This is a genomic window from Bradyrhizobium sp. LeoB3 (assembly GCF_055456055.1).
This window is the reverse complement of record NZ_JBVBEF010000031.1, coordinates 28,072-44,999: the sequence shown is the minus strand read 5'-3', so window position 1 is coordinate 44,999 and position 16,928 is coordinate 28,072. Positions and strand designations below refer to the sequence as shown.

Genomic DNA, 16,928 nt, shown 5'->3' with positions numbered 1-16,928 from the left:
GATTTCGACGCCCAAGTTCCAACGCCTTCCGTTTGCCGCGGGAGGCGTTGCTCCTTGTGCCGCTCGAGTTTGAGCGGCGCTGTATTCGGGAAAAAGACGTCACCCCAACTCCTCTTGACGAGGAGGAACTCGGGATGAGCGGGCACATCATCCATTTGCGATCTCGCGGTTGGCGACGAAACATCCAACTGCGTCAGAGCTGGCCGCCGCGCGCCACTCGGTATCCTCGAAGTAGCCGCCCGCCTCCATCTCGTTACGCTCGGCGTCGAGCCAGTGGCGCCTATTGAGCTTGCGGTCTTGTTCGAAGGGGCAGTTTCCGAAGGCGGCTCCGACGGTGACCAGTCGGAGCTGGACGGGGGTCAGCGCTGAACCCGCCGCGATACGGCAGGGTCGGTGGCTTTCGACACGTTCACTCTCTGTATTTTCAGTGATTCCGAAAGCAGAACGGTGTTGAGCGCTACCCCTGCCCACTTGCGAAGTTTTTGGCCCTGCAAAGCTTCCGAGAACGCCGTGACGCTTGAGTAACCGGAACTCGGTCCTGCATCCAGGGCGGGAGCAGACGAGCTGGTTCCCCGCCTTGCGCTTCATGGTGCCTTCGCAGACCAGACACTTGGCCGCGAAGAACATCCGATAGCAGCCTCGACAGCAGAACGACGAGCGCATGTTCTCGGTCGGCTCGGCGAGCTTGGCGCGGCAACGGCGGCAGTATGTCCGGGCCTCGGTTACCGGCATGCCGCACCTGTCGTCTGTTCGGACAAGGCGAAAAAACCGTTTGCACGCAATGAAGGATTTTGAGGAGATTTGTCCGAACGGGAATTGAAAGTATTCAGCCGCCGAAAGCCTTCCAAGCTGAATACGAGGGTTCGATTCCCTTCACCCGCTCCATCGCTCAGCACCAAAAATCAGGATAAAACAACGCGTTGCATGTACTTTCGCATGCAGTCAAATCCGCAGGCGGCGTAGCTATTGGGCTTTCTGCAAACGGACCCGGAGCGGAAATCCTTGGTTCGACATTTGCCGCTTTGGCATAGCGCAGCACTCCATTTGCGATCATTTTTCCGAGGATCAGCTACGGGAGTGGATAAGCTACGGAGGCAAAAAATGAAGCGATCGATTGCCTTGTCGGCATCGCTGATTGTTGGTTTCTCGGCTGCGAGCACTGGAAGCGCGAGCGCCGTAATTTACTGCCAATCCGTTGGCTATCCCGCCAATTGTGTCATTCGGCCCGGTGTCATCGTCGCGCCAACCCGTGACCTCCGCAGAATGCCACCATCAATCAATGCCTACCCGAGCGGCATTTTAAGGCAGGACTTGTTCGACAGGAATAACCCGAACAACCTGCGATCGGATTGGCCCAGTCCACCCGCTCAACCGGCCCAGTTCTGAAAGCAGCGCCGCAGCGCCGTCGTGGCTGTACACGGCCCAGATCAGAAGCCGACATCCTCGTTCATGTAGAAGGTGTTGAGGATGGATATCCGAGGCCGATCGGTCTCAATGGGCGGCCGGCCGTGCCAGCTCATCTTTGTCAGCGAGTGATAAGCCTTCAGGACCACGAACGCATAGCCGACATTGGGCAGGAAGGAGATGGTTTTCACAGGCTCAAGGCAATAGGAGCCGACGTGAAACAGGCCCCTGAGGGAAGCCCGATAAAGCGTGGTGCCGAGCGCTTCCTGGCTGCTGTCGCCCGGGCAATAGAGCTGCATCGTTACAACTTTTTTGCGCGTGTCCGGATGCGGCTTGATCTGGTAGCCGTCCCGGTCCCAGTAGAGCACCGGCTTCGCGACCAGCTTCAAATCATCGGGGCGAGGCACCTTGTCGCCGCGAGCACGAATTTCGAGCCCGTCATGCAGTCTGTCCCGTACAGCATGCTCGACCTCCATCGAGGTCAACATGACCGATACCGCAGCCCATGCGGGTCGTAGTGACGGATCGATCTTCTCTACGTTCTCGCCATAGAGCCGCAGCGCCATGCGGGTGCCCGTGCCAGTGATCGGATCATATCCATCGGTGGGAATGCTCCGCACCAGATCCCGGTAAAAATCTGCGGGAAAGAAATCGCGGAAGACGATATGGGGGAAGGGTAAAGAGAAATGATCCGCCGTCTCGATGCTGGCCACCGCATGCGCGGTGAGCTCGTCGACCAGATCAGAAGGAGCTGTCTCCGCAAGTGCCACCATAAGGACACCTCAGAACACGCTTACACTTTAACTTGCTTGTTGAATTCCCGTCTTGCGGCCAAAACAAGGCGCGAGCGGCCATCGTGCACAAAAATGAAGGACGCGGCGGCTCAGAATGGGTAGCCCGGCCACGACGATTTGTCGGATTCAGTCTGCCGCAAGCGTCCTTTGCCCGGCCATCTAGCAACGAGAGGTACCGATGCTCTACGCCATCCTGGCCTATCACGTCGAAACGGAGGTCATGTCCTGGACGCCGGAGGAAGATGCCGCACTGATGGTCGATCTGCACAAGGTCCATGACCGCTTGACCAAGGAAGGCCGCCTCGGGCCGGCGGCGCGGCTCGGCGAGACCGGGAAAGCCCGCACCTTGCGCGGTCCGGGCGCCGGCGTCGTGATCGACGGCCCCTTTGCCGAGACCAAGGAGCAACTGCTTGGTTTTTACGTCGTCGACTGCACCAGCGAGGACGCCGCAATCGAAGCCGCGCGCGACCTGCGTCGGGTGAATCCAACGGCCGTGTACGAGATCCGGCCGATCACGCTCTATCTTCCGGGCACAGCCTTTCCACTGACGGAGGCCGCTGACGACAGCGAACCCTCTTAGTCGCAGACCCCTCGCGCTCGCCGGACTGTATCGGACGGATACAGGCCAAATGCGGAGTGGTACAACGATGCAAAACGGCCCATGTGAGTAAAACCCCACTTCAGTGCAACTTCGCTTACCGGAAGCAGGTTCTCTGGTCGCGATAGCTCATCGTGGATCGCTTCAAGTCGAATTCTTCGCAAATAGGCGACAGGCGTCGTGCCATGGATTCTACGAAATCCCAATTGTAGCGATCGACTGCTAACACCAACCGTCCCAGCAATATCGGCCATCGTAAGCGGCAGATGAAGATTGGCCCGCATATACTCGATAGCCCGCCTGATGTAACGAGGAGGTGCATCCAGTGGGTAGCGGCTCAACCGGTCGATCAGCCGATGGGGGACATTTTCAAGTATGAGCTGTATCGCAGCTTCTGAGAGCAGAGCGCTGGCTTTCGGAGAGCGTGCCAGGATGCCGTCATACAAGCCAGTCGTGCTGGCACGAACAAGCTGAAAAAGGATCTGCCCGGCGCCGGTAGACAAATCGACTGTTGGTGTCAAATTGAGATCTTCCAGTGCCGTGCTCCCGAACGTCGCAGACAGCGCCTTTGTAACCATACCCGTATGCAACGTTAGCGTTACACTTGAGTATCTCCCATCCACCGCTTCGACCCTCTGCTCTTGCAACGTCGGAAGCGATACGATGGCGATTTCAGAGGGTGTTCGTTGCACGTTCCTTCCTGAAATGAGCATTTCGGCCTTGCCGGCATTCAGTAAGCTTATCGCAAGCTCTCCAGATGAATTCTCGTATGAATAGCGCCAATCCCAACCAGCAGAAAGTTCCGCCCTTACGACGTCAATTCCTGCTCCAACTGCAACATCCGCATGCCAACGAAATGATTTGCTAGGCCTCGGCGAGGAGCGGGCATTGATCCCGTGAGGTTGGAGTATTTCAAGCAACTCTTGAAACGAAGATCCTGATCGCGTGGGAGGTGCGGCGAGTACATCTTCGTTCATGCAAATCCTGACCATTGGACTTTTGCTGGACGCGAACCGATCTCACCCGTCAGACCGAGTATCCATCGTTCGGGGCGTCCGCCGGAGGCATAGACCCGCGTCACCACGCTGGCACAGCTTTGGCAAACTCAGGTCGAGTCCTCTTTCTATCAATTCTTTCTCTCAATATCCAATTGTCGAACGAAACATCCAGATCGCGCAACCGAGCCGCGAAAGATAAGATTTGATTCAATTCGTGGGGCCTCTATTCCGAAAAAGCGCCGATCCATTCCCGCGGCGCTCGTTGACGGCGGGCTTCGCCTGCGGGTGAACGTAGCAAGGCGAGCGTCGGCGTTTGCTACGTCGGCCAGATCGCCGATCGCTTGCAGGATCACTCCGTGCACTAGCCAAAATCCGAATGCCTCCATCCAGAATGCGAAGGCATCCATGGACTCACGGCGCGTTTGGTCTCAATCCTCCCGACTTACTCCAACAGGTTATGAAAGCATGCTTACAAGAATAACTTGCGTGTTCACGCTCATGGCTCTGTCGTCTATGCCCGCACTGGCCGATGGCTGCGCAGAGCACTTCCAGAGCACCGGCGTTCCGATGGTGACGGGCATGACCCACAAGACTTGGATGATTTTCCCATCAGTCAATCCCAGTGTCGCCCTTGACAAGGTTTCCCGGGCCGTTCTGGCAGAGGGCTTTGTCGGTGTGAACGTGGACAAAAAGCTTGGCACGCTGACCACTCAGCAAGAAACAACCGGATCCGGCCGACCACAAACGTTGCAAGTCGTCGTCCGCAAGGAAGGCAGAGGTAGCCGCGTCGATGCGGTCTTCGTCTTGCCGCCCGGACAATTGGCTCCGGGTGTCAGCAATAACCTGTGCCGCGTCGTGGACGCAGCCGGCCAATAAACACCGCCCATCTGTGAACTTAAGCTGACGCGCGAATTGTAACCGGCCGTGCGTGTACGGTCTCGCCCGGGCCGAGGCCAGGCGAGCCCGTAATCCATGTTCAGGAATCGGGAGGCAGGCGCCGGCCTGCACCCACAGGAATGAAGCAGGAGATTCGATGCGCATCGATCACATTTTGAAAGTCGTTTTGATGGCCACCACTGGTGCCGTGGCGCTTTCAGCCTCCGCGATTTCGGCTCCGTTACCGACCGGCACGGGTCTTGCGGCCGCGGTCCCGGCATTCACCCAGAAGGTCTGGTGCCGTTACGGACAGTGCTATGACAACGGCGCCGGTGTTGGCGGACTGGTCGGCGGCCTCATCGGCGGCGCCATCGCGGCCGGTGCGGCCACTGCCGCCGCGCAGCAGGAAGCCGCCGCTGCCGCCGCCGCCCAGCAGCACGCGGCCTCTTGCGCGCAGCGCTACCGCTCCTACGATCCAGCGACGAATACGTACGTGGCAAAGGGCCGGCGGTATCCCTGCCAGTAAGTTTCTTTGAGATGCAGTCGCGACTGCATCCGGTTTCGGGGCTGCGGTGTGACACCGCCGCCCCTTTTTGTTTGCTGGGGCCTGCGATAAGAGATTGGCGGTTCGCCGAGCAGGCGGAGAGGTCTGGCCGATCGCTTCGTTCCGAGCACACGTCGACGCGATCATCTCATCCGCGCTTCTGCTCGGAGGCGACGGCAAGGAGAAACTCCGCGAGTGCCTGCTTTCCAGCCTCTTCCGCCGCGCGCTGGGACGAATATCCATCTCCGGTCACTCTGACGCCCATCGGCGCGCCTCTGCGCTTGATTTCCCAGCGCCACGCGGAGCGACATTCGTCGCTGATGGTCACAATGTAGTATTCTCGCTGGAACACGAGACGGCTAGTGTCGTGCAAAGCCGGCGTTGGCGACATCGCCCATTACGCCGATAGCGGCGGAGCCGCATCCGCCGGCAGCGCACCAACCTTTTTCAGCAGCGGAACGTCAGCCGGACAGGGACCGCCGACACTGACGATATGGCTGCCACGATCGGCTGCGACCGCATGCTTGACGCCCACGGGCACGTGGACGACGCAGCCGGCATGGAAGGGCAGCGAGATGTTATTGGTGTAGTCGTGAATCGTCCCCTCGCCTTCGAGGATGAAGATCGTGTCCTCCGACTGGGTGTGGATGTGGGGGACGTTGGCCTCGCCGGGTTCGAGGCAGACATAGTTGAGATTCGCCTGCCAGGCGCCGACGCCGGGCCAGATCACGAAGCGCGCGTCCTTGGAGATCAGCGGCAGACGCAGCGTCGGATGGTCGCGATGAAACAGGCGAATGGCCATGGTCTAGCTCGCTGCGATCGTTGAGTTGGGATTGGCATCCGCCGGGCACGGCCCGCCGATCACCTTGATGCCGGCTGCGCCCGCCTCGATACGATAGCGATCGCCGGCGTCGATATGGACCATGTGCCCTTCGGCCACCTCATACCGCGAGCCGCCGGCCGTATCGACGATCGCGCCCTCGCCCGCGATCACGTAGTACACGCAGTCGGACGCATGGCGGAGGTCGATGGTGCGCGCATTCTGCTGCAGCGACACCAGCTGAAAACTGCGGAACGCGGCGCCATTGTGCGGCGACAGCACAACCTTCGCGTTGCCCTCGCCCTCCACGATCGGTATTTCTGGACATCCGGCGGCGCTGTCGATGACTCGAACCTGGGAAAACCTGAGATTGGCCATCGCCGCCTATTTTTTGATCCAAACTAAAGAGTTTTTAGTATATTCAAAATCACAGGACACGCAACGTCTTCTTTGCGAAGACCAGGACGAACGGCGCCGGGAGCGTCAGCACATGAGCCAATCCGAGACCGACACGAATGCCGATCTTGCCCATCTGTCGGAGGAAATCGCCGAAACCACCGCGAACACGCTTGCGGCGATCGGCGTGCGCATCCGCGAATTGCGGCAGGCGCGCGGACTGACGCTGCAGGAGCTCGCCGACGTCTCCGGCCTCAGCACCTCCATGCTCAGCCTGGTCGAGCGCGGACGCGCCTCGCCCTCGATCGGATCGCTGATCGTGATCGCGAGCGCGCTCGGCGTCACGATGTCGGATCTGCTCGTCAGCGGCAGCCTTGCCGAGGAGAAGATCGTGGTGCGCGCGTCCGAGGCGCGCGTGGTCGAGACCGCGCAGCATGTCGTGCGGCGGCTGATGCGGGAAGACCGCAGCCGCGGGGTCTCCGTCGCCGTCAACGAATATGCCCCGCATACCGGCAGCGCCGAGCATCCGATCACCCATGACGGATTCGAATATGGCTTCGTGCTGCAGGGAGAACTAACGGTCGAGGTCGACGGCATCAAGCACGTGCTGCGGCAAGGCGATCTCATCGCCTATAGCTCGCGCCGCAAGCACAAGCTCTGGAACCACGGCAAGACCAAGGTCCGCACGCTCTGGTTCAACCTCGATCGCGATTGAGGCCCCTTATCATCGGCCTCCGCGCAGGATGGCGTGCAGGCGGCCGGGCGTGATCGGAAGCTGCGCGACTGCGCCGGGCTTTTGAATCGCAGCGTCGATGGCCCCCGCGAGTGCAGCGCCGGCCGCGTTGATTCCGCCCTCGCCCGCACCCTTGACGCCGAGCGGGTTGAGCGGCGACGGCGCATCCTCGCGCAGGAGCACTTCGACCTCCGGCACCTCGTGACAGGTCGGCATCAGGTAGTCGGCGAAGCTCGCCGCCAGCGGCTGGCCGTTCTCGTCATAAACGAACTCTTCCAGGAACGCGCCGCCGACGCCCTGCGCCACGCCGCCCACGATCTGCCCCTCGATCAGCATCGGATTGACGGCGCGCCCGACGTCGTAGGCGACGACATAGCGCTCGATGGTGACGGCACAAGTTGCGGGATCGACACGTACCTGTGCGGCGTGGATGCCATATGGATAGGTCATATGCGAGGAGGCGAAACGCCCCTCTCCGGTCAAGCCGCCCGTCTCTTCGAGATGTGCGGCAACACCGCCAAGCGACAGTGAGGCGCTGCCATTGACGGTTTCGATCATGCCCTTCGACAGACGCAGTGCCTCCGGCGTGGCCTGCAACAGCCTTGCCGCTACTTCCAGCGCGGTAGCGCGCAGTGCTTCGGCGGCGATCTTCACGGCCGAGCCCGCCATGACGGTGACGCGCGATGCAAAGGCGCCGAAGCCGATTTCGATCCGGTCGGTCTGGCCATGGATCACGCGGATGCGCTCGATCGGCACCTGCAGCGTCTCAGCGCAGATCTGCGCCAGCGCAGTCTCGACACCCTGTCCGACCGAGGCAACGCCGGTGACGATCTCGATATCGCCTCGCGCATCGAGTTTCATCCGCACCAGGTCCTGCGGACCAAGACCGCTCTTCTCGACGAAATAGCCAAGGCCCAGGCCGACCAGCTCGCCGTGGCTCCGACGCTCGGTGAGCTGCTGCTGCAGCCGGTCATAGTCGAGATGCGCCAGCACGCGCTCGAGCAGATCGGCGTACTTGCCGGAGTCGTAGACGACCCTGGTTCCGAGCGTCTCGAAGCCGCGATCGAAGGGCATCGCGGCCTCGCCGATCAGGTTCACGCGGCGCACTTCGACCGGCGAAAGCCCCAACTCGACGGCGATCGCGTCGATCAGCCGCTCGCGCGCGAAGGTCGATTCGTAGCGGCCGGGCGCGCGATAGGTGCCGGCCGGCGTCTTGTTGGTGAGCCGGATATGGCCGGCGACATCATAGGCGGGAATGACGTAGGGACCTGGCAGCAGACCGGCCGAGAGATCGGTGACGGTGGTGCCGTGGGTGCGCACATAGGCGCCTTGGTCGGTGAAGAAATCCGCCTTCAGGCCAAGGATGAATCCGCTCGAGTCGACGGCGGCCTTGAGCCGATAGACCTGGTCGCGCGAATGGTTGGCCGCGAGCAGATGCTCCCTGCGATCCTCGATCCATTTCACCGGCCGCTTCAGCCGCAGCGCCGCGGCGCAGACCAGCACGTCCTCGGGATAGAGCTCGCCGCGGATGCCAAAGCCGCCGCCGACATGGCCTTCGCTGAGTTCGAGCCGCCCCGCCGCAAGTCCCAGCATCCTGCTGATAGCGTCGCGATTGTAGTGCGGCACCTTGGCGGCGCCGTAGAGCCGCAACGTATCCTTCTCTGTGTCGTAGACACACAACCCGCCGCGGGTCTCCATCGGCACACCGGTGTGACGTCCGATCTTCACCTCCAGCTCGACAACCCTGCGCGCACAGGCAAAAGCCGCGTCGAGATCGCCATAGCCGCGGCGGATCACCGCCGGCTCGGACATCAATCCGGGGTGAACATCGGGCATGAACGCCACCGGCTCGGCAGTGGCATCGAGCTGCGGCTCCAGTTCCTCGATATCGCAAAACACCAGATCGGCCGCATCCTCGGCGACATAAGGATCGACAGCAACGACCACGGCCACGGGCTCGCCGACATAACGCACATAGCCGCGCGCCAGCACGAATTGCCGGTATGGCGCGAGCCGCTCCAGCCCCATCTGGCGGAAATCGATCGGCGGCAGGTCGTCGAGTTCGGCGATGGTCCAGATCGCGACGACGCCCTCGAGCGCAGCGGCCTCTTCGGTCTCGACGCCGAGAATGCGGCCGAAAGCGACCGGCGAGCGCACCACGCGCATGTGAAGCTGGCCGGGCCAGTTGCAGTCGGCGGCGAACGCGCCCTGGCCCATCAGCAGCGGACGGTCCTCGATCCGCCGGAGCGAGCGGCCGACAAAGCTCATGCCCGCGCTCTCGCCCGCATTTCGCGCGCGGCCAGCCGCACCGCTTTGACGATGTTCTGATAGCCGGTGCAGCGGCAGAGATTCGACGACAGCACGTCCTTGATGTCGTCGTCGGACATGTCAGGATTTTCCTGCAGCGCGCCGGCGGCGAGCATCAGAAAGCCCGGCGTGCAGAAGCCGCATTGCAGGCCGTGATTTTCCCAGAACGCCTGCTGCAGCGGATGCAGCGTGTCGCCGTCGGCCAATCCCTCGACGGTGCGCACCACCTTGCCCTCGGCCTGCACGCCGAACATCAGGCAGGAGCGCACCGGCTTGTCGTTCACCAGCACGGTGCAGGCACCGCAGACGCCGTGCTCGCAGCCGAGATGCGTGCCTGTGAGGCCGCAATCGTCACGCAGGACGTCGGCGAGGCTCCGTCGTGGCTCGATCGATACCGCGTAGGTCTTGCCGTTCACGGCAAGGGTGACGTCGCGCTTGTCAGGCATAGGTCGCCACTCCGGCCCGGCGCAGCGCCTCGCGGATGCGCTGCGGGGTTGCAGGCAGTTCGAACAGTTCGATGCCGAAGGGAGACAGCGCATCGCAGATCGCGTTGACGATCGCCGCCGGTGCGCCGATCGCCCCGCCCTCGCCGACGCCCTTCGCCTTGGTCACGCTCTCGGGCGAGACGGTTTCCATGTGCATGATCTCGATCTCCGGGATCTCCGCCGCGGTCGGCGGCAGATAGTCGGCAAAGGACGCGGTCAGGAGATTGCCGGTGTCGTCGTAGACGATCTCCTCGAACAGCGCGTTCGCGATGCCCTGCGCAACGCCTCCGGTGATCTGGCCGTCGACGATCATCGGATTGATCAGGACGCCGGCGTCCTCGGCGACAAGAAAGCGCTCGATGCTGACGCCGCCGGTCTCGATGTCGACCTCGACCATCGCGACGTGACAGGCATTGGAGAATGTGCCGCCGGGATCGTAGACCGCGCTCTCATGCAGTCCGGGCAATAGCCCCTTGAAGCGGTGGCTCTGGTGATAGGCAGCCCGCGCCAGCGCACCGATCTCCATGGCCTGGTTGGAATGGCTGACCCGTGCCCAACCGTCTTTCAACTCGATGTTGTCCGGTGACGTTTCCAACAGCGTTGCCGCGATCGTCTTGAGCTTCACCGCAACCTTCCCCGCCGCGAGCTTCGATGCGCCGCCGGCGATCACCATCGAACGGCTGGCGAAGGTGCCCCAACCATAGGGCGTCGCATCGGTATCGCCGGAGATGGTCCTGATCCGCTGTGGCTCGATGCCTAGCTCGTCGGACACCAGTTGCGCGAGGCTGGTCTTCAGGCCCTGACCATGCGGCGACGAGCCGATGCGCAACACGACGTCACCCGATGGGTCCATCGTGCAATCGACGATCTCGTAGCCCGGCACGATCTCCATGCCCCGCGCGGCATAAGCCGGCGTGCCGTAGCCGGTGCGTTCGCTGAACACGGAAAGGCCGACGCCGAGATAGCGTCCGCGCTCGCGCATCGCGGCCTGCCGTTCGCGGAACGCCGGCAGGTCGGCGGCATCGAGCGCCACCTCCATCGCCTGCAGATAGCTTCCTTCATCATAGACAAGGCCGGTCGGCGAGCGATGCGGGAACGTCTTGATCAGGTTGCGGCGGCGGATCTCGGCGGCATCGATGCCGAGCCGTTTCGCTGCGACATCCATCATCCGCTCCATGGAGAAGGTCAGCGTCGGCCGCGACACGCCGCGATACGGCGCCATCATGCAGGTGTTGGTGGTCACGCCGCGCGAGCGGACGCCGTATTCGGCGAAATCATATGGGCCCGGCAGTTCGGCAAAAGCCATCAATGGCTCGACGCCGCAGGTCACGGGATAGCAGGAGAACGCGCCGATGTTGGAACGCAAATCCGCATCCAGCCCAAGCAGCCTGCCGTCCCCGGCAAAGGCCCCGCGCAGGCTGAAGGCCTGATCGCGGCCATGGGCAGAGGCGAGCAGGTTTTCGCGGCGATCTTCGATCCAGGCGACGCTCCGCTTGAGCTTTCGCGCCAGCCACACCAGCACGACATATTCGGGGAATAGCGACATCTTCTGCCCGAAGCCGCCGCCGACATCTGGCGCGATCACGCGCAAATCCGACTCTGGCATGCCGAGGGTGTCGGCGATGCCGGTCCTGAGCATGTGAGGCATCTGTACCGAGGCTGTGAGCGTGACGCGCCCCGATACGGCATCATATTCGGCGAGCCCGCCACGGTTCTCCATTGGCGCCGCCGATTGCCGGTGCGAGCGCACGTCCAGCGTGACGATCTCGGCGGCATCCGCAAAGGCCTTATCGAGTCCTTGCGTCCTCATGCGCCCTTCGACCAGCACATTGGATGCAGCGTCGGGATGCACCGGCGTTGCATCGGGGGCCAGCGCGGCCTCGAAATCGATGATCGCATCCGCGACGTCGATGTCGACGAACACCTGCTCGGCGAGATCTTCCGCTAGCGCCGGATCGTCGGCGACGACGACCGCGATCGCCTGCCCGCAGAAGCTGACGCGATCGACCGGCAGCACGGGCTGTCCAATCGCGACGTAATCGGGCCGATGCAGAATGGGGCGGATCGGTTTCACGTCGGCAAGGGCCCGCCCGGTGAAGATGATTCCATCCGATGGAATCTCAATATCGACGATCGTCCCGCGCGCCACCGGACTGCGCACGAAGCAGACGGCAGCCGCCTTGCTCGCACGATCGGCCACATAGCTACCGCCGCCTTTCAATAGCGCCGGATCTTCCAGCCGTGGCAGCCGTCGGCCGATCCAGTTCATGCCAGCGCCTCGGTCAATGCGCGCTTGACAGAAGCGGCGATCAGATCGCGCCGATATTCGGGAGACGCATGGATGTCTCCGCTCGGCTCGATCATGCCGCGCGCCTCGCGGGCGATACTGTCGATGACATCAGAGGACGCAGACTTCCCGACAAGCTGATCTTCCAGCGCCCCAAGGCGGATCGCGCGATCGCCGACACCGCCGACACCAAGCCGGGCTTCGCGGATCGTGCCATCTTCAACCTTTGCCGCCGCCACCGCCATGCCCAGCGCAAAGTCGCCGGCCCGCCGCGAGAACTCGTAAAAGCCCACGCGCCAATCCGGCGTCATCATCGGAAGGCGGATTTCGGTCAGGATTTCGTCGGGTTCGAGCGCGGTCGTGAACGTGCCGTGGAAGAAATCGCTTGCTGCAATCACCCGCTCGCCGCGCGCGCTCTTTGCGACCATCTCGGCACGAAGGGTGGTGGCGACCAGGCACCATTCCGAGGCGGGATCGGCGTGCGACAGGCTTCCCGCAAAGGTGCCGCGCTGGCGGATCGGATAATGCGCGATGTGGCGCACGACCTTTGCCAAGAGCGTGCCGAGCGGCCCCTCGACCACCGGCCGATGGAACGCGGCGTGCCGCGTCAGCGCACCGATCTTCAACTGACCGGCGTCCGCGCGCAGGTGATCCAATTCGTCGAGGTCGTTGATATCGATGAGGATAGCGGGCCGCGCGAGGCGGAAATTCATCGCCGGAACCAGGCTCTGGCCGCCGGCCAGGATCTTGCAATCGTCCTTATGTGTCGCGAGCAGCGCGAGCGCTTCGCCGAGACTTGCCGGCCTGAGATAGTCAAACGCTGCAGCCTTCACATTTCAACCTTGCTCAATTTTATTTAGTCTGATTAACATGCCCCCATTGCGGTGTCTACTGTTCGGGGCGGTGAGTCTGCATGGATTGGACCAGGGCCGAAGGGCAAAAGCGCGGAGCGGCCAGCGGCCGTTCTCTCCTTTCTCCCGACGCGCCATGCCGTTTCCGCTCAACGGGCGCGCCATTCCGCAAGCAGGTCGGCGGCGTCAGTGACGACGCCAAGATGCAACGACACCATCTTCAGCGCGGCGTCTTCCATCTCCTCGTTGGTACCGCGCACGAGATCGCGCAGCACGACAACGCGATAGCTGAGATTGCTGGCGTCGAACGCTGCGTTGAGGATGCAACAATCTGTCATGCCGCCGTCGAGCACCACGGTGCGGACGTTCATCTGCCGCAGCAGGAAATCAAGATCGGTGGCGAAGAACGGCGACAGCCGCTTCTTGCCGGCGACGACCAGATCCTGTGGCTCGACATGGGTGACGAATTCGGTCCAGCGCGAGCCTTCGATCGCATGCGCATCGGAGTTCGGGATCGCGCCGACATAGAGCGGAAAGGTGCGCCGCCATGCCGACGGAATGCCGGCGATGTCGTCGACCCCGCCCTTGCGCAGCACCGACTTGACGTGGATCACCGGCACGCCGATCGCGCGCGCGGCGGCATGGAACTGATCGATCGGCGCCACGATCTCTCGCGCGCGCGGCGCGGGACAAGGACAATCCGGCGTATCGGCGAGATGTCCCTGGTGCATGTCGACGGAGATGATCGCGGTCCGCGAGGCCTGCGTGAAATCCTCGAACCCCTGCGGCAGCTCGCGCTTCCCACCGTACACATAAGCCTTCATCATTTCTCCTATCGCCGAAGCAGTTTTCCGTTCCGCGCCAACGCGCGCATCGATCACAGCGCATCGGCGCTCGCCAAGCAATATTCAAGCCGCGACGAGGCGCTCGCGCAAACGCGCCAACATCAATCACACACCAATTTTCGGTTGCGCCTTGCGCGTAACCGGATGCCGCCGGGCAACACACCGGAATGTGCGGGCCGAAAGCAAGCTCGCTTCGCTCATTCCTGCGCGCGACCGCACGCGGTCGCGCGACGAAGAGAATGCAAGGGGGACTGCCCATCGATTGGCTCGACGGTGACTAAACAATTGGCGTGCTATTTTTTCCAACAATGCGAAGATTTTTTCGGAACCCGTCCTGAACGGTCGACAAATTTTCGCACATCGAGAGGATTTTGCGTGATGCGCTGGACTACAATCCCTGTTCTTGCCGCTGCCCTGACAGGTGGCGCGGCAGCCGCCTATGCCGCCGGATTCACACTCCCGGCGCCGGCCAAGATTGCGTTCCTCTATTTCGCCGAGAAGAACGATGGCGGCTGGACGCAGGCCTATGACGAAGCCCGCCCGAAGATCGAGAAGGAAGTCGGCATGCAGATTCCCTTCGTCGAAAATGTGCCTGAAGTTGCAGGACAGATCACGCCGGCTGCGGAGCGTTTCATCCAGCGCGGCTACAATGTGATCATCGGCACCGCGTTCGGCTATTCCGATACCTTCAAGGAGCTGTCGCAGAAATATCCGAAAGTCGCGTTCCTCAACGGCTCCGGCACCACCAACGGCCCGAACCTCGAATCCTTCTACGGCCGCACCTATGAGAGCCAGTATCTTTGCGGGATGATCGCGGGCGCGATGTCGAAGTCCGGCAAGCTCGGATTCGTCGCCGCGCATCCGATCGGCCCGGTGAACTGGACCATCAATGCCTATGAATTGGGCGCGCAGAAGATGAATCCGAAGGCCACCGTGACCGTGGTCTTCACCGGCGCCTGGAACGATCCGGTCAAGGAACGCGCCGCGGCGCAGGCGATGGCCGACCAGGGCATCGACGTGATCGGCCAGCACGTCGACACCCCGACGCCGCAGATCGTCGCGCAAGAGCGTGGCATCTACGGCACCGGCCATCACCGCGATCTCCGCGAGTTCGCGCCGAAGGCAACGCTGTGCTCCTCGGCCTGGACCTGGGAAAAATTCCTCGGGCCCGAACTGAAGAAGATCGCGGCGGGCAATTGGGAGCCCAATCCCTACGGCGCCTTCCCCGGCATCAAGGATGGCGGCACCGACATCGCCTGCTGCAACAGCGTTGTGCCGAAGGACGTCGTCGACAAGGTGATGGCCGAGCGCGACGCCATCATCGCCGGCAAGCAGATCTTCGCCGGTCCGATCAAGGACACCGCCGGCACCGTCCGCGTCGCCGAGGGCAAGTCGCTCGACGATGCCGGCTTCTGGAAGATGGACTGGTTCGTCCCTGGTGTCATCACTCAGAAATAGGCGAGCATAGCTTCTGATGAATGCGGCCCTGCAACTTGCCGGGATCAGGAAATCCTTTGACGGGGCTCTGGCTCTCGATGGCGCGTCCTTCGAGAGCCGCTCCGGCGAGGTCCATGCCCTGCTCGGCGAAAACGGCGCCGGCAAATCGTCGCTGATGAATGTCGCCGCCGGCCTCTACGCGCCGGATGCCGGATCGATCTCCATCAATGGTGCACCAATCGCGCTGAGCGGGCCGGCCTCGGCCCGTTCTCACGGGATCGGCATGGTGCACCAACACTTCAAGCTGGTCAGACCTTTCACCGTGGCCGAGAACGTGCTGCTCGCCAATCCGAAGGCCCATTTTGCTTCCGGCCTGCGCGACATCCGCGACGCCATCAAGAAGCAGGTCGATGCGCTGAAATTCTCCATCGATCCGGATCGCCGCATCGACACCATGACGGTGGCCGAGCAGCAGCAGGCCGAGATCGTCAAGGTGCTGGTCGGCGGCGCCAGGATCCTGATCCTCGACGAGCCGACCGCGGTGCTGACCGACGCCGAAGCTATCGGCCTGCTCGAGATCGTGCAGCGGCTGGCGCGATCCGGCACCGTGGTGGTGCTGGTGACGCACAAGCTGCAGGACGTGAAGCGCTACGCCGATGTCGTGACCATCATGCGCGGCGGCAAGACGGTGGCCACCCTCGATCCCAGGCAATCGACCGCAGAAGAATTGACCGAGCTCACGGTGGGCCAGACCTCGGCGCTCCCGGAGCGAACGCCGCATCAGGGCGGTGAGACCCGGCTCAATGTCGGAGCCCTCACCTATACGCGCGCCGACGGCCGCACCATGCTGAACAACACGAGCTTCTTTGTCCGCGCCGGCGAGATCTACGGCATTGCCGGCGTCAGCGGCAATGGCCAGGCCGAGCTTGCGGAAGCGCTGATCGGCGCAATCGAGCCCTCCTTGGGCGAGATCTGGGTGGATGGCGCCGGCGACATCAGCCATGCCGGCCCGTCCAAGCGGCGGGAAGCTGCGATCGCCGCGATCCCCGCCGACCGCTACGCCTACGCACTCGCCGGCAGCCTGCCGATACAAGACAATCTCGCCGTGGCGCAGATCCGCTCCGGGCGCTACGGCAGCGTTATCAGGCTCGATCGCGCCGCGATGCGCCGCGACGCCATCGCGGCGGTGAAGGACTACGATGTGCAGGGCGTGCGCAGCGTCAAGCAGAAGGCCTCGCTCCTGTCCGGCGGAAATGCGCAGAAGCTCGTCATCGCCCGCGAATTCAGCCGCGAGCCTGATGTCGTGGTCGCGCACAGCCCGAGCCGCGGCCTCGATGCGCGCGCCTGTGCCGCTGTGCACCAGCGCCTGATCGCGGCGCGCGAACGCGGCGCCGCCATCGTGCTGATCAGTGAGGACCTCGACGAGATATTAAGCCTCTCCGACCGCATCGGAGTGATGACCCGCGGCGCGATCGTCGCTGAATTCGAACGCCCTGCGGACCGTCAGGCGATTGGCCGGGCCATGGTCGACCATGCATGACATCCTGCGCCGA

The 16,928-nt window shown here is 62.7% G+C and carries 16 protein-coding genes; 6 read left to right on the top strand and 10 right to left on the bottom strand.

The annotated features are described in order from the left end of the window. Positions 1-147: 147 nt before the first annotated feature. Both ACZXDY_RS20860 and ACZXDY_RS20855 read right to left on the bottom strand, forming a co-directional pair. Entirely contained in the window at positions 148-732 is a 585-nt protein-coding gene (locus tag ACZXDY_RS20860) for a hypothetical protein (protein WP_463331229.1), read from the bottom strand. 695 nt (positions 733-1,427) lie between these two features. Beyond that, on the bottom strand, positions 1,428-2,117 hold the full coding sequence (locus ACZXDY_RS20855) for a hypothetical protein (RefSeq protein ID WP_464346783.1): 690 nt from the start codon (positions 2,115-2,117) through the stop codon (positions 1,428-1,430). Between the two features lie 259 nt (positions 2,118-2,376). On the opposite strand from ACZXDY_RS20855, the gene ACZXDY_RS20850 reads away from it, so the two are divergent. Beyond that, entirely contained in the window at positions 2,377-2,778 is a 402-nt protein-coding gene (locus ACZXDY_RS20850) for a YciI family protein (protein WP_464346782.1), read from the top strand. Here the strand turns inward: ACZXDY_RS20850 and ACZXDY_RS20845 are convergent. After that, positions 2,775-3,773 carry a helix-turn-helix transcriptional regulator gene (locus tag ACZXDY_RS20845; RefSeq protein WP_464346781.1) on the bottom strand — a complete coding sequence of 333 codons (999 nt, stop codon included), beginning with the start codon at positions 3,771-3,773 and terminating at the stop codon, positions 2,775-2,777. The genes ACZXDY_RS20850 and ACZXDY_RS20845 overlap by 4 nt on opposite strands. Before the next feature lie 507 nt (positions 3,774-4,280). On the opposite strand from ACZXDY_RS20845, the gene ACZXDY_RS20840 reads away from it, so the two are divergent. Beyond that, positions 4,281-4,670, top strand: a complete 390-nt coding sequence (locus ACZXDY_RS20840) for a hypothetical protein (protein ID WP_245287255.1) — start codon at positions 4,281-4,283, stop codon at positions 4,668-4,670. A gap of 157 nt (positions 4,671-4,827) precedes the next feature. Beyond that, positions 4,828-5,196, top strand: coding sequence for a BA14K family protein (locus ACZXDY_RS20835; RefSeq protein ID WP_028163322.1), 369 nt, complete (start codon positions 4,828-4,830; stop codon positions 5,194-5,196). Positions 5,197-5,611: 415 nt separating this feature from the next. On the opposite strand, the gene ACZXDY_RS20830 is transcribed toward ACZXDY_RS20835, so the two are convergent. Then, positions 5,612-6,016, bottom strand: coding sequence for a cupin domain-containing protein (locus ACZXDY_RS20830; protein ID WP_208827284.1), 405 nt, complete (start codon positions 6,014-6,016; stop codon positions 5,612-5,614). 3 nt (positions 6,017-6,019) lie between these two features. Then, positions 6,020-6,412, bottom strand: a complete 393-nt coding sequence (locus tag ACZXDY_RS20825; protein WP_028163320.1) for a cupin domain-containing protein — start codon at positions 6,410-6,412, stop codon at positions 6,020-6,022. A 112-nt stretch (positions 6,413-6,524) separates the two neighbouring features. Between ACZXDY_RS20825 and ACZXDY_RS20820 the strand changes: the two genes are divergently transcribed. Then, on the top strand, positions 6,525-7,145 hold the full coding sequence (locus tag ACZXDY_RS20820; protein WP_028163319.1) for a helix-turn-helix domain-containing protein: 621 nt from the start codon (positions 6,525-6,527) through the stop codon (positions 7,143-7,145). 9 nt (positions 7,146-7,154) lie between these two features. Here the strand turns inward: ACZXDY_RS20820 and ACZXDY_RS20815 are convergent, their stop codons facing one another. From ACZXDY_RS20815 to ACZXDY_RS20795, 5 genes are all read right to left on the bottom strand, one after another. After that, positions 7,155-9,431, bottom strand: a complete 2,277-nt coding sequence (locus tag ACZXDY_RS20815) for a xanthine dehydrogenase family protein molybdopterin-binding subunit (RefSeq protein ID WP_464346780.1) — start codon at positions 9,429-9,431, stop codon at positions 7,155-7,157. Next, on the bottom strand, positions 9,428-9,916 hold the full coding sequence (locus ACZXDY_RS20810; RefSeq protein ID WP_464346779.1) for a (2Fe-2S)-binding protein: 489 nt from the start codon (positions 9,914-9,916) through the stop codon (positions 9,428-9,430). The genes ACZXDY_RS20815 and ACZXDY_RS20810 overlap by 4 nt, the downstream gene beginning before the upstream one ends. Beyond that, positions 9,909-12,224, bottom strand: coding sequence for a xanthine dehydrogenase family protein molybdopterin-binding subunit (locus tag ACZXDY_RS20805; protein WP_464346778.1), 2,316 nt, complete (start codon positions 12,222-12,224; stop codon positions 9,909-9,911). Before ACZXDY_RS20805 ends, ACZXDY_RS20810 begins: the two co-directional genes overlap by 8 nt. Continuing rightward, on the bottom strand, positions 12,221-13,075 hold the full coding sequence (locus ACZXDY_RS20800) for an FAD binding domain-containing protein (RefSeq protein ID WP_464346777.1): 855 nt from the start codon (positions 13,073-13,075) through the stop codon (positions 12,221-12,223). Before ACZXDY_RS20800 ends, ACZXDY_RS20805 begins: the two co-directional genes overlap by 4 nt. Before the next feature lie 167 nt (positions 13,076-13,242). Then, positions 13,243-13,917 (bottom strand): cysteine hydrolase family protein, encoded by a 675-nt coding sequence (locus tag ACZXDY_RS20795; RefSeq protein WP_464346776.1) that lies wholly within the window; start codon positions 13,915-13,917, stop codon positions 13,243-13,245. Between the two features lie 399 nt (positions 13,918-14,316). On the opposite strand from ACZXDY_RS20795, the gene ACZXDY_RS20790 reads away from it, so the two are divergent. Continuing rightward, on the top strand, positions 14,317-15,396 hold the full coding sequence (locus tag ACZXDY_RS20790; protein ID WP_464346775.1) for a BMP family ABC transporter substrate-binding protein: 1,080 nt from the start codon (positions 14,317-14,319) through the stop codon (positions 15,394-15,396). A 16-nt stretch (positions 15,397-15,412) separates the two neighbouring features. Further along, positions 15,413-16,915: an ABC transporter ATP-binding protein gene (locus tag ACZXDY_RS20785; RefSeq protein ID WP_464346774.1), complete on the top strand. Its 1,503-nt coding sequence runs from the start codon at positions 15,413-15,415 to the stop codon at positions 16,913-16,915. Positions 16,916-16,928 lie beyond the last annotated feature (13 nt).